This window comes from Bradyrhizobium sp. Gha, assembly GCF_900113735.1.
GTDB lineage: Bacteria > Pseudomonadota > Alphaproteobacteria > Rhizobiales > Xanthobacteraceae > Bradyrhizobium.
Genome location: NZ_FOQM01000004.1, coordinates 183693 through 196423 on the forward strand (window position 1 = coordinate 183693; position 12731 = coordinate 196423).

11 protein-coding genes are annotated in these 12731 nt (G+C 59.8%); 2 read left to right on the plus strand and 9 right to left on the minus strand.

The window, feature by feature from the left end:
• Window positions 1-124 precede the first annotated feature (124 nt).
• The 6 genes from BM222_RS08900 to BM222_RS08925 form a co-directional block, all read right to left on the minus strand.
• Window positions 125-1108, minus strand: coding sequence for a D-2-hydroxyacid dehydrogenase (locus tag BM222_RS08900; protein WP_092227976.1), 984 nt, complete (start codon window positions 1106-1108; stop codon window positions 125-127).
• A gap of 189 nt (window positions 1109-1297) precedes the next feature.
• Entirely contained in the window at window positions 1298-2152 is an 855-nt protein-coding gene (locus BM222_RS08905) for an SDR family oxidoreductase (protein ID WP_092227896.1), read from the minus strand.
• 43 nt (window positions 2153-2195) lie between these two features.
• Complete coding sequence (otnC, locus tag BM222_RS08910; RefSeq protein WP_164939242.1) at window positions 2196-2852, minus strand: 3-oxo-tetronate 4-phosphate decarboxylase; 657 nt, start codon at window positions 2850-2852, stop codon at window positions 2196-2198.
• Window positions 2853-2944: 92 nt separating this feature from the next.
• Window positions 2945-4570: an NADP-dependent glyceraldehyde-3-phosphate dehydrogenase gene (locus BM222_RS08915; RefSeq protein ID WP_092227977.1), complete on the minus strand. Its 1626-nt coding sequence runs from the start codon at window positions 4568-4570 to the stop codon at window positions 2945-2947.
• A 29-nt stretch (window positions 4571-4599) separates the two neighbouring features.
• On the minus strand, window positions 4600-4920 hold the full coding sequence (locus BM222_RS08920) for a putative quinol monooxygenase (RefSeq protein WP_091880852.1): 321 nt from the start codon (window positions 4918-4920) through the stop codon (window positions 4600-4602).
• Entirely contained in the window at window positions 4920-6032 is a 1113-nt protein-coding gene (locus BM222_RS08925; protein WP_092227897.1) for an isocitrate/isopropylmalate dehydrogenase family protein, read from the minus strand. The genes BM222_RS08920 and BM222_RS08925 overlap by 1 nt, the downstream gene beginning before the upstream one ends.
• 359 nt (window positions 6033-6391) lie before the next feature.
• On the opposite strand from BM222_RS08925, the gene BM222_RS08930 reads away from it, so the two are divergent.
• On the plus strand, window positions 6392-7135 hold the full coding sequence (locus BM222_RS08930) for a GntR family transcriptional regulator (RefSeq protein ID WP_092227898.1): 744 nt from the start codon (window positions 6392-6394) through the stop codon (window positions 7133-7135).
• Between the two features lie 73 nt (window positions 7136-7208).
• Here BM222_RS08930 and BM222_RS08935 read toward each other — a convergent pair whose 3' ends face one another.
• Window positions 7209-8666, minus strand: coding sequence for an MFS transporter (locus BM222_RS08935; protein ID WP_092227899.1), 1458 nt, complete (start codon window positions 8664-8666; stop codon window positions 7209-7211).
• A 36-nt stretch (window positions 8667-8702) separates the two neighbouring features.
• Here BM222_RS08935 and BM222_RS08940 point away from each other — a divergent pair, with 36 nt between their 5' ends.
• Window positions 8703-10331, plus strand: a complete 1629-nt coding sequence (locus tag BM222_RS08940; protein WP_092227900.1) for a GMC family oxidoreductase — start codon at window positions 8703-8705, stop codon at window positions 10329-10331.
• Window positions 10332-10346: 15 nt separating this feature from the next.
• On the opposite strand, the gene BM222_RS08945 is transcribed toward BM222_RS08940, so the two are convergent.
• Window positions 10347-11828 carry an aldehyde dehydrogenase gene (locus BM222_RS08945; protein ID WP_091880863.1) on the minus strand — a complete coding sequence of 494 codons (1482 nt, stop codon included), beginning with the start codon at window positions 11826-11828 and terminating at the stop codon, window positions 10347-10349.
• Between the two features lie 45 nt (window positions 11829-11873).
• Entirely contained in the window at window positions 11874-12593 is a 720-nt protein-coding gene (locus tag BM222_RS08950) for a haloacid dehalogenase type II (protein WP_091881191.1), read from the minus strand.
• Between the last annotated feature and the right edge of the window lie 138 nt (window positions 12594-12731).

Here is a 12731-nt window from a genome sequence, read left to right on the forward strand (position 1 = left end):
CTGGCGCTCGCTCAAGGGCTGCCAATGATTTAAAGCGGTCGATTGGAGCTTGAGCGACGCGCGGTCCGCTTACATCACTTAGCGGACTTATCTATGGTCATGCGAAACTTCTCGGTCCAGTCTACTAGGGAGCGCCCCTCACAACATTCTTCGGCGTGCCATTCCAGAACGCTTCGATATTATCGATGAGCTGGTCCGCAAGCGATTGCACCGCCTCCTGACTTGCCCACGCGACGTGAGGCGTCAGGATGAAGTTGGGCAGCCCTATCAGTTGCATGAGGGGATGATCGGCTGAGGGAGGCTCGACGGTAGCCACATCAAAGCCGGCACCTGATATGCGACCGGAACGAATCGCCTCGCCCAGAGCGATCTCGTCAACCAGACCACCTCTCGCCGTATTGATGAGTATGGGCTTGCGTTCCATGAGCGCGAACTCGGGCGCCCCGATCATGTTGCGCGTTGCTGGCGTCAGCGGAGCGTGGATGGTGATCGCGTCGCTGAGACGCAGCACGTCTTCAAACGGCGTGTAAAGCGGCCCCATCCCTTGCACACCTTTGTAGGATGAAAAGAGGACGCGCATCCCAAAGGCTCGCGCGAGGCCCGCGACGGCACGTCCCAGCGCACCGTCTCCAATGACCCCGAGCACTGATCCTGCGATATTCCGGATCGGGTAATCGAAATAGCAAAACTGCCCCGACTCAGCCCAACGTCCCGCCCGCACCGAGTCCCGATACGCGAGAAGGCTACGCCGAAGAGCAAACAGAAGAGCGAACGTATGTTCGGGGACTGTGTCAACCGCGTAGTCCCGGATATTTGACACAAGCACATTCCTGGCAGTACAGGCCGCAATATCCACCATATCTGTGCCGGTCGCAGCGACTGCCACCAGTTTGAGATTGCGTGCTGTGGCAATCCCGCTTTTAGTTACCGGCGCCTTGTTTGTGATCACAACATGGGCATCCGCAATCCGATCGCTCACCTCCTCGGCTCGCGTCGCTTCGTACTCAATCCACTCATGTGGAAATGACAATTGGCGCAAAACAACGTCAGGCAGCATCGTGCTTTTATCGAGAAACACGACCTTTGCGGTTGTGATGGTTTTGCTCATATTGAAACTCCGTCCAAGCGTGGCTTTCGCTTTGGGTCGGACCTGCACGTTCCCTCCCCGCATACGACAACCTAGAGATCGCTCCGCAAAACGACTTCAAGCAGTTATGAAAGAACGCTTCGCGCTGGGAAAACGAAAAAGACGGTCGAACACATGAGTATTGCTCAACTTCGCTTTTTCAACGATATCTCAGTCCTCCTCCGGCGGTCCTGACATCCAGGCCGCAAAGCGCGGCCCCCAATCAGGATGCCATCGGGAAAGCGCGGGCCTGTTTTGAACCATATCGTCCGCGGCCCAACGAATTCGTCTAGCATCCATTTCGGATGTGACTGAATTGTCGGGACAAATGATGTAAAAGTCGCCTCGCCGAAACCTTTCGACAAACAGGTCGATCACTTGTTCGGCCGTCCAGGGCTCCTCCGGTTTAACATCCTGCAACGGCTTCAGGCCCGGAAAGTTCATGGGAGTCCATGTGTACCCAGGCACCAGCAAATGCGCCGTGACACGTCCCCCAGTCGCTTTCAAAAGCTCGTGGCTGAGTTGTTCGGTCAGAACCTTAACTGCCGCCTTGGAGACGGAGTATGCTGCTTTTCCAGGAGGGGTGGTAATACCTTTCTTGGACCCGAGATTGACGATCGCGCTTCGCGTTTTTGCTTCCATCATTCGCGGAACGAAGAGGTGCTGGGCCGCGAGTGGACCGAAAAAATTGACATCGAGCGCATGTCGCCATGCTTCTGCTTTCTCGTAAGGGCCCGCGCGCTCGATGATTGCGGCATTTTTCATCAGCAAGGCAACTTCACCGAATTGTTCGTATGCCGCTTCCCTTAAAGCTTCGAGATCCGCCTCGCGGGATACGTCGCCTGCCATGACGACAACTTCGGTATCGAGCGCGCCGGCGAGCACCCGAAGCCTTTTCTCGTCTCTATCGAACAGCACGAGGCGCATCCCTTCGCGAGCAAAGCGGCGTGCCGCAGCCGCGCCTATTCCGCTCGCCGCACCAGTCACAACTGCGACGCGCCCTCGCGCGATGATGTCGGCGTTCATCTCTGTCCTTCCTTAAGTGAGACCCGCATCCGGGCTTGCCGTGCTAGGACCCCGATCCCGGCAAAGCCAGTCCGAATGTTTTGACCAGATCGTTCTCCTGCTCTGGTGACAGAAAGCGTGGATTGAGGCCACGCAATAGCAAATAGAGTTTGGCGGTCTCTTCGAGTTCCTCGGTCGCAAACACGGCTGCCTCGAGCGTTTCGGCAGAGACGACCGGCCCGTGATTGGCCAACAGGATGGAGGAGTATTTCCCCGCGAGCCCCGTAATCGCCGAAGCGACCGCGGGGTCTCCTGGTCGATAGTACGGGATCAGGGCCGTCTGACCGCACTTCATCAGATAATAAGGCGTCATCGACGGCAGGGCCGCTCGTGCGTCGATCTCGGGCAGCATCGAGAGCGCTACCGAATGTGTCGAATGAAGGTGAACGACAGCCCCCGCGTTCGTGCGGGTGTCGTAGAGCGCAGCATGGAGCGGCACCTCCTTGGTCGGAGGATCACCGGAAACAACGCGCCCCTCCGCGTCGATCCTCGATATCCGGGCCGGATCAAGAAAGCCCAGAGAAGCGTTGGTCGGCGTGACCAACCACCCGCCGTCCTCGAGTCGGACGCTGATATTACCCGACGAGCCTGGTGTCAGTCCCCGTTCGAATAATGACCGGCCGAACCGGCAAATCTCTTCTCGACGTTTGGTCTCGCTCACGTGCACACCGAAGACTGGAACAAAGACCTCTTTCCGAACAGGATCCATCGCGGCTTACCGTCGCTACGGGATCGCTCTCGAATCGTTTGCGGTCATAGAATGAAGCCGGTGTGGATGAAGTTCGAGTGATGACCATCGACAATGGCATTGAGGATTTCGCGCGCTGGCTGGGTGTATTTCGTTGCCACCATCGAACGAATTGAAAACGAACGCAGCGCATCCGTGACCGACAGCGTGCCCTCGGCTGAGTCCTTCCTTCCGGTGAACGGAAAGACATCGGGCCCACGCTGACACTGACAATTGATATTCACCCGGCACACCTGATTGACCAGCGAGTCCGCCATACGGCCGATCATGTCAGGATCGCTGGCAAACAGGCTCACCTGCTGACCGTGTTCGGATGAGGCGACGTAATCGAGCGCAACCTCAAGGTCGTCAAAACTCATGATCGGGACGAGCGGACCAAATTGCTCCTCTCGATAGAGCCGCATCGCTGACGTCACCGGGTATACCACCGCCGGATAGAACAACGTGCCTTCGACCGTACCGCCACCGGCGTTGAGAACATCGGCGCCATTTGCGACGGCGTCATCCAGAAGTTCGGTCATCTGCTTGGCCTTCCCCGTACTAGGCAAGGGGGTCAAGCTTACACCGGATGCCCACGGCATTCCGATCTTCAAATCGCCGAGAAGCCGCAGAAATTCTGACGTGAACGCCTGCTCAACATCACGGTGGACGAGCAGCATTTTCAGGGCGGTACAGCGTTGTCCATTGAACGAGAGAGCTCCCGCCAGACATTCGCGCGCCGCAAGCCCAATGTCTGCGTCAGGCATGATGATGGCCGCGTTCTTGGCGTCGAGCCCTAACACGGCACGCAGACGATTGGTCTTTGGGTGCACCTTCTTGAGATGGTCTGCCACACGGCTGGACCCGATAAGCGCCAAGACGTTGACCTTGCCGGTGCTGAGAAGTGCTGGGACAATCTCAGCGCCTTCGCCGTAGGCGAAGTTGATCACCCCCGGGGGAAACGCCTCGCAAAAGGCATTGAGCAACGGCTCGAACAGGAGCACCCCGTTACGCGGCGGCTTGAACACGACGGAATTGCCCATGATCAGGGCAGGAATGAGTGTCGCGAAAGTTTCGTTGAGCGGGTAGTTGTAAGGGCCCATGCACAACACGACTCCGAGCGGAGTGCGGCGGATGAGGCCGACGGTCCCCTCCACGATTTCGAAGTGGGAGTTCGCATTGTCGAGATTGCGTAAGGCTTCGATGGTTTCCCTAATATAGTCGATCGTGCGGTCGAACTCCTTTTCGGAATCGGCCAGCGTCTTGCCTATCTCCCACATGATGAGACGCGAGATATCTCCTCGGCAGGCACTCATGCGAGCCAAGAATTTCTGCATCGCGAGGATACGGTCGGAGACGCGCATCGTCGGCCACACGCCACGCCCATTGTCGTAAGCGGTCACAGCAGCATCGAGAGCGACCAATGCCGACTCGACACTTCCGAACGGATGACTGCCGAGCCGCGCTTGCGTCAGACGACCGTTGTTGTCACGAACCATCACCGGCGAGAGCACATCCTTGGTTGGCCCCGCCCAGTCGCGGATTTCACCACCCACGAGGATGCGACGCTGCTCGATCGGCTGGATCGCAAACTCGCGCAGACCTTTATCATCGGCGCTAGGAAACAACATTCTCAGTTGATCGGAGTTCATGCCATTCCCCAGCCCGACGGCCCAGGTCACTAATGACCAGACTTGTGCGATCTTGTAGTGGCCCCGAGACGGACGTAGGTCGCAATCCGCTTTTCGATCACCCAGGGCGAGACCAGTCGGTCGAAACGGCGGAAGTGCTCGGTCGCTAAGTGGGCGTCAAATGCCGCTTTGTCGTCATATATTTCGTAAAGGAATATCTCAGCGCCGTCGGCTGCTTCACAGACATCGAAAAGCCGACAACCTGGTTCGAGTGCGATCGAATCGGCGGCGTTCGCCAGCATCGCCTCGCGAAACTCGACCGTGTGCCCCGCCTTGATGGAAAAGGTCACGGTCACCACGAACTCGCCCATCACGCCACCGCCTTCATCGCTTGCGGAAGAGCTGCAATGGTTTCACGCGTGACTGCCGCGCATCCCGCCGGGCCGCCCAGCTCGATCGGCACCGCCCCGGAAGAGAGCGCCACTTGTACTGATGCTTCAATGAGACGAGCACGAACCTCCAGCTGAGGCTCGCCATGCTTCTCCGCGAGCCAATCAAGCATCATCGCGGCTGAGAGGAACATTGCGCACGGGTTCGCTTTTCCCTGTCCGGCAATGTCAGGGGCTGTACCGTGCGCAGGCTGAAACAAGGCATGCTTATCGCCAACATCGGCGGACGGGGCCATGCCCATTCCACCAACGAGTCCGGCGGCGAGATCGGACAGGATGTCCCCGAACATGTTCTCGGTGACCATGACGTCGAGTGTCCACGGCTTCTTGACCATCATAAGCGCCATGGCGTCGACATACGCATGGTCGGCCCCGATGGTCGGGTGCGTCGCCGCGACCTCATCGAAGATCTTGCGAAAGAACGCCATGGACGTGAACACGTTCGCCTTGTCGACACAGGTCACCCGCGCCTGGCCGCGCCTTGATTGGCGACGTTGGGCTAGCCGGAAGGCAAAATCGCTCACTCGCGCGGTACCGTTCCTGGTGATGCACATTGTGTCGTACGCCTCATCGTCACCGACGACCTTGCCCCTACCCCGCGCGTGGAAGAGCCCTTCTGTCTGCTCCCGGACCAGGACGAAATCGATGTCATCCACGCGCTCGTCTGACAAGATCCGCGGGAGGCCCGGAAACCAACGGATCGGGCGAACCCCGGCGTAGAGATCTAACGCCATCCGAAGATCGAGCTGGGGAATGATCTCTGTTCCGTCCGAATGCCGAATGTCCGGCCACCCCATAGCGCCGAACAGAACAGCGTCCGCCCCGCGGCAGGCATCGAGGGTAGCCTCCGGCAGTGCTTCACCGCTCTCGGCATAAAATTGTGCTCCAGCCTGCCAGGTGGTCAGTCGCAAAGGCGCGCCGGTGGTCTTGGCTTCCACGGCGGCCAGAAGTTCGAGGCAGGCGGCCATGACTTCACGCCCGATGCCGTCGCCGGGCAGGACCGCAATATCAAGTTTGTTGGAAGAGACTGTCACGCTGCATCTCCAGGTCGGTTCTGCTTAGGCTTGCGGATCGCATCGCCATCGTACACTAAGGGTGCCATCTTTGCGTTCAATAACGTATGCATTACTTGTACACTAGTCCGATATGACGAAAGCTGCAAGGTTGAAGCACGATCCTTTCCCGGGTAGTCGAGGGGTGATCAGCCTCATCCACGAATTTTTGGAGCAAGCGATGCGCCTCCCCTTCTCTTTCGACCTGGGCCAAGGCTAGGTTTCGACAAGTGACGGATTTGGCTGGCATCTTTCCACAACCGAACCCCGGCTGATGGTCGCAATGGAATTGGTTGCTCGCGGCGATAGTGGTAAGACCAGGGAGAGAAGAACCGACCGCAATGACAACCAAGCCTCGAAAAACGTCGCCAGACCTCAAGCCTGTGCGCCGAAAGGTGCCGACACGGACGCGCCTCACCCCCGTTGCGTCCCCGAGCGGCAAACCCAATCAAGCTGATATCGCCTATGCCCGGCTGCGCGAGCTGATATTGAGCGGCGCTATCGCCCCGGGCAGCTTCGTTCTTGAACTTGAGGCGGCCGCACGTCTTGGCATGAGCCGAACCCCTGTACGAGAGGCGATGGTGAGGCTGCGCGCCGAAGGCATTGTGGAAATCCGCGCGCGCCACGGAATGCGCGTCCTTCCGGTGTCGGCGGACGACATGCGCGAGATCTACGAGGTGCTCACGAGCCTGGAAGCGACCGCCGCCGGGCTCGTCGCGAGGCGTGGAATCGCCAAGGAGGCTCTGGTCTCTCTCAATATGGCCGTCGCCAACATGGACGCCGCATTGGATCGGGATGACCTGGAGGCGTGGGCCCAAGCGGACGAGTCCTTCCATCGGACACTGATCAACAGTTGCGGCAACCGACGCATCATTCAGACAGTCGATCAGTTCTGGTCGCAGGCGCATCGTGCGCGCCTGCTGACGCTCCGCCTTCGTCCTAAACCGACGCAATCGAACCGGGAGCACGCCGCTCTGGTGCGGGCAATTGCCAAGGGCGACGCTGACGCCGCCATGCGCCTGCACCAAGAGCACCGCGAACGTGCGGGAAGGCTTCTGACCGACCTGCTCTCGAAGCTGCCCTGAGCGGCCGATCAGTTCGCACTTCGTGCCTGGCAGCGCTATCCGCGGATAGCGCTGCAGTTTGTTTGCCCTCGATTCAACGAGCCGCACCGGCAGAGGCCCCAACTGTCACAGGCGCGCTGCGGCACTTTTGCCGGGTGAAGTAGACCACCGAAACGGCCACGCACGCCGCCCAGATTCCGGCCACACAGTAGATGCCCAGGTCCAGCGTGTTGGTCGATTGCGTGAGAAAGCCGATGATGAAGGGCGCAAAGAACCCGGCCGTCAATCCGATCGAATTGATGAAGGCGATTCCGGCGGCGGCCGAAACATCCTTGAGCGCGGCCGTCGGCAGGCTCCAGAATACCGGCAGCACGGCCATGACTCCGCCCAGCGCCATGCTCAGCCCGATCAGGACAAGAACGAGGTTGTGCTTGAACCAGACGCTGATCAGGAAGCCGGCAACGCCGAACAGGCAGCTTCCGACAAAGTGCAGGAAGCGCTCGCGCTTCCGATCGGAGCTGCGACCGACTGCGAGCATCACGATCACCGCTCCGGCGTAAGGCACCGCCGAATAGATGCCGAGCTGGACGGTGTCCGTAACCCCTGCCCCCTTAATCAAGGACGGGAGATAGAAGAAAATTCCCGATTGTGCGAGCACGATCCCGAAGAGAATTGCAGCAAGCAGAAGCACGTCGACGTTCTTGAAGACGTCAAGGATGCCCATCTCGGGCTTCCTGACGTTCTCCGCATCGATGTTGGCGCGAAGGCGCACCTTTTCCGACGACGACAACCAAGAGGCCCCCTCGATGGTGTCGCTCAACTTGAACCAGACCACGAATGCCAGCAGGACGGCCGGGATACCCTCTAGCAAGAACATCCACTGCCAGCCGGCCAGTGATGCAGTTCCGTGCATGTGGGCGATGATCAGACCGGAAATCGGCGCGCCGAAGATGCCGGCAAGAGGTGCAGCGAGGTAGAAGAGCGACGTGACGGTGGCGCGGCGCTCGGTCGGATACCATCGCATCAGGTAGAAGATGGCACCAGGAAATAGCCCGGCTTCTCCGATCCCAAGCGCGATGCGGAAGATATAGAAGGAATATTCGGACCAAACCAGCATCATCCCCATCGAGATGAGGCCCCAGGTCATCAGGATACGGCTCAGCCATCGCCGCGGGCCGAAACGGTGCATCAACAGATTGCTGGGGACTTCCGATGCCGCATATCCGAGGAAGAAGAGTCCCGCGCCGAGCCCGTAGACGGCTTCGTTCAATCCGAGATCGCCCATCATATGGGGCTTGGCAAAACTGATGTTGATCCGGTCGAGATACGACACCGTGTAACACGTGATCAGCAGCGGCATCAGATAAAGCGTGACTTTCCGGTAGAGAGCATCATCGCTGCCGGTCTTCGATCGCCCCGTTTCCGCACCCATGGGTCCCCTCCTCCTTGCTTTACAGCATTCATTAATGCATTCATTAATGCGATCGTTACAAATGTGAGGCTGGAAATCAAGCCGGTTTCGCAGCATCTTTGATCCCGGGCGGGAAACCATGGGTCGAGAACGCGAAACACGCCTGGGGATGGATCGATGAGCGAGGAATTCGACTACGTGATCGTTGGCGCCGGCGCCGCTGGATGCGTCCTCGCGAACCGGCTTACCGCCGATGGCGTCGCCACGGTTTGCCTGCTCGAGGCGGGACCGCCCGATCGCAACCCGTTCATCCACCTGCCCGCCGGTTTCATCAAGACGCTGTTCGATCCGACCTGCACCTGGCAATTCAAGACGGATCCGACCGAGCGAACCGGCGGCCGACCGATCGCAACGACGCAGGGCCGCACGTTGGGCGGCGGCTCGTCCATCAACGGAATGGTCTACAACCGCGGACAACCGGCTGACTTCGATGGATGGGCCCAACGGGGCAATCGGGGGTGGGCTTGGGACGAAGTCCTCCCCTACTTTCGTCGCTCGGTGCGGCGGTTGGATATCGAGAAGGAGCCCGAGCAAGGCGAAGCAATTCCGGTCAGTCGAATGGACTGGCTTCACCCCGTCTCCGAGGCCTTCATTCGCGGTTGCATCAACGCGGGAATTCCGCAAAACCCGGACTATAATAACGGCCATCAGGCGGGAGTGGGATACTTCCAGCGCACGATCGACCGGGGCTGGAGAGTCAGCAGCGCGCGCGCATTCCTGAAGCCTGCCCTGTCGCGTTCAAACCTGGAACTCCGCACCAACGTTCGCGCGAGCGAAATTGTGCTCGACCAGCGTCGCGCAGTCGCGGTGCGGTATCTGCGTCGACGTGGTGCTACGCCAAACGAAGTTCGCGCGAGACGCGAAGTCATCCTGGCGACGGGTACCGTCAATACCGCACGACTGCTCCAGGTTTCCGGCATCGGCCCAGCGCCTGCGCTTGCGCCCTTGGGTGTACCCTTGAGACACGAGCTGAACGGAGTAGGAGCGAACTTTCGCGACCACTATGCGGTGCGGATTGTGATGAAAGCCAGGCCGGACGTCGTCACATTGAACGAACTGTCGCGCGGGCTTCGTCTTGGAGGACAGATCGCCCGCTGGGCCGTCGGCTTGCCCAACATCCTGGCAACGTCCCCGTCGCAAGTTCATGTCTTTTGGAAGTCATTCGAAGGCCTCGATGCGCCGGACCTCCAATGCGTGTTCACGCCCGGCTCCTACAAGCAAGGGGCCGTCTATGTGCTAGACGACTATCCCGGCGTGTCGGCCGGCGCTTGGCCGCATCGCCCGCAAAGCACGGGATATGTGCACGCCCGCTCCACGGACGTCTTCGAGGACCCCGTCGTTCAGCCGAACTATCTCAGCGACCCGCAGGATCGACGTACCACGATCGGCGGCCTCCGCCTGATCCGCCGCCTCCTGTCAACGCCCGAGCTCGCGCAGTATCTCCAGAACGAGACGCTGCCCGGCCCTGACGTGACCACCGACGACGAACTGCTCGACTACAGCTATCGAAACGGGACCACCTGCTACCATCTCATCGGAACCGCGCGCATGGGACCGGCATCCGATCCGGATGCTGTAGTGGACAACGAGCTTAGGGTCCACGGACTTGACCGCCTGCGGATCGTTGACGCCTCGATCATGCCGACGATGCCGTCTGCGAACACGTACGCCACGACGCTTATGATCGCAGAAAAGGCTGCCGACATGATCCAAGGTCGACAGCTGCCAAACAATCAGGCCGGGTGAGAGGCGCAACGCCTGTCAGCGCATCACGAAGGGATCCACCACGTCTTCTGCGGTCCCAATCATGATGCTCTTGGTCTGGAGATAATTCTGGATCGAATCCAGTCCATTCTCCCGGCCGATGCCCGAATGCTTGTAACCTCCGAGAGGCGAGAGGTAGCTGATCACGCGATAGGTGTTGACCCACACCGTACCGGCCTGAAGTCGTTCCGAAACCCGAAGTATCCTTCGAATGTCCTGCGTCCAGAACCCTGCCGCCAGGCCAAACGTCGTGTCGTTCGCGATCGCGATCGCTTCTTCGTCGTCGTCGAAGGGAATGCATGCCAGAACGGGACCGAAGACCTCTTCCTGGGCAATGCGCATCCGGTTGTGCACCCCCGTGAATATCGTCGGTTCGACGAAGTAACCGCCTTCTCCGATGTCAGGCCCGGTCGCCGGCCCACCACCCAGCACGCAGGTGGCCCCCTCACCCTTCGCTACGTCGATATAGTCAAGAATCTTGCGATATTGAGGGGGCGTCGTGACGGGGCCGACCTGCGTGCTGGCCAGGAGCGGATCACCCTTCTTGGCCCGTCTGGCAAACGCGACGACGCGCTCCACGAACTGGTCGTGGATGCTCCGATGAACGAGGAGACGTGAACCGGCGATGCATGTCTGTCCGGTCGCGGCGAAAATCCCCGAGATGACGCCTTTGACCGCGTTGTCGATTTCCGCATCGTCGAAGACGATGTGAGGCGATTTGCCGCCGAGTTCGAGCGTCACCTTCTTGAAGCTGCGTGCCGCCAGTTCGCCGATTCGACGCCCGGTGGCTTCGCTTCCGGTGAAAGCAACTTTTGCAACATCGGCATGCGAGATCAGGGCGTCGCCGATCTCACCTCCAAACCCGGTAACCACGTTGAAAACGCCTGGCGGAAAGCCGGCCTTGTCCACAAGCTTCGCGAACTCCAGCGTTGAGGCGGACGTGAACTCAGACGGCTTTGCGACGAAGGTGTTTCCCGCAGCGAGCGCCGGAGCGAGCTTGTAGGCGAGAAGCAGAAGCGGCGAATTCCAGGCGGTGATGCCGACGCATACCCCGAGGGCCTCCTGCCGTGTGAAATTGAATGTCTGCGGTTTATCGATCGGGATGACAGCGCCCTGGACCTTATCCGCAAGGCCGCCGAAATAGTAATACCACTGCGGAATGTACTTCAGCTGGAACGCCATCTCGTTGATGAGCTTGCCGTTGTCCGTCACCTCGGTTCGGGCGAGTTGCTCGGCGTGTTCGGCGATGAGATCGCCAAGGCGTCGGAGCAGATGTCCGCGCTCGGTCGCCGTCAGCTTTGGCCAGGGCCCCGTTCTGAATGCAGCCTTGGCCGCCGCCACGGCGCGGTCGACATCCGCAGGCTTTCCCCGCGGGATCGTTGCCCAGGCCTTGCCCGTAAAAGGATTGAGAGACTCGAAGCATTCGCCGCCCACCGCGTCGACCCATTCTCCGCCGACGAACATCTTGTAGGACTGCATTGCGCTATATCCTGTTCTCAACTGGGCCCGCAGATTGGCGTGTATCTAGGCGCCGACGCGCTCGGCAAGTTCGATAATGTCGTTGGCCACGACGTCCCAATCCTGCGTTGGCTCGAGGTCGGTCTTCTGGCCCGGACCATGCTCGGTCGGACGCGGGATGAAGGCCGTTTTCAGGCCAGCTGCCCGGGCAGCAGCGAGATCGCCATTGTGCGCAGCGCACATCATGACCTCCGCTGGATCGAGATACATGAGCCTGCACACGCCGAGATAGGTCTCGGGATGTGGCTTATAGTGCCGAAACAGCTCGCAAGAGAAGACGTTGTCCCACGGTAGCCCGGCATGCTTCGCCATATTGACGAGCAGCGCAACATTCCCGTTCGACAATGGGCCGATGACGTATCGGCGCTTGATGCGGGTTAGCCCCTCGACCGCATCGGGCCAGCCTTCCAGCCTGTGCCATACGCGGTTGATGTGCCGGCGCTGATCCACTGACAGGGCTTCGAGGTTAAGTTCAGCCAGAACCTGATCAAGGGCATGAGCGTGCAGCTCGTCGAGATTGGTCCAGGCGATTTCCCCGGTCCTGACCCGATCTTTCTCGGGTTCGTACCGCCCCCGCCAGCTGTCCGCCAACGCGGCCCAATCCGCCTTGATCCCTTCGCATTCCCCCCACGCCGAGAGGTCGCGAATGATACTTCCACGCCAGTCCACCACCGTGCCGAACGTATCGAACACGATCGCCTTTACTCTCTGGATCGAACTCTTCATCACCGGCTCCCTCAGCTGCGGCCAGGGTCCCAAGTCCGCAAAAAACGCCTTTGCGCATTTATTAATGTATGCATTATTTCTGTCAAGCCTCGGGACTGGAACCGGCCACGCAACGTGACCGATCCTAACCCGCCGGGC

What these genes read in the sequence shown, in the direction of transcription:
- BM222_RS08930 (WP_092227898.1), top strand. Translation starts at nt 6,392, where the DNA reads ATGACAACCAAGCCTCGAAAAACGTCGCCAGACCTCAAGCCTGTGCGC.
- BM222_RS08950 (WP_091881191.1), bottom strand. Translation starts at nt 12,593, where the DNA reads ATGAAGAGTTCGATCCAGAGAGTAAAGGCGATCGTGTTCGATACGTTC.
- BM222_RS08920 (WP_091880852.1), bottom strand. Translation starts at nt 4,920, where the DNA reads ATGGGCGAGTTCGTGGTGACCGTGACCTTTTCCATCAAGGCGGGGCAC.
- BM222_RS08915 (WP_092227977.1), bottom strand. Translation starts at nt 4,570, where the DNA reads ATGAACTCCGATCAACTGAGAATGTTGTTTCCTAGCGCCGATGATAAA.
- BM222_RS08940 (WP_092227900.1), top strand. Translation starts at nt 8,703, where the DNA reads ATGAGCGAGGAATTCGACTACGTGATCGTTGGCGCCGGCGCCGCTGGA.
- BM222_RS08905 (WP_092227896.1), bottom strand. Translation starts at nt 2,152, where the DNA reads ATGAACGCCGACATCATCGCGCGAGGGCGCGTCGCAGTTGTGACTGGT.
- BM222_RS08935 (WP_092227899.1), bottom strand. Translation starts at nt 8,666, where the DNA reads ATGGTTTCCCGCCCGGGATCAAAGATGCTGCGAAACCGGCTTGATTTC.
- BM222_RS08945 (WP_091880863.1), bottom strand. Translation starts at nt 11,828, where the DNA reads ATGCAGTCCTACAAGATGTTCGTCGGCGGAGAATGGGTCGACGCGGTG.
- BM222_RS08900 (WP_092227976.1), bottom strand. Translation starts at nt 1,108, where the DNA reads ATGAGCAAAACCATCACAACCGCAAAGGTCGTGTTTCTCGATAAAAGC.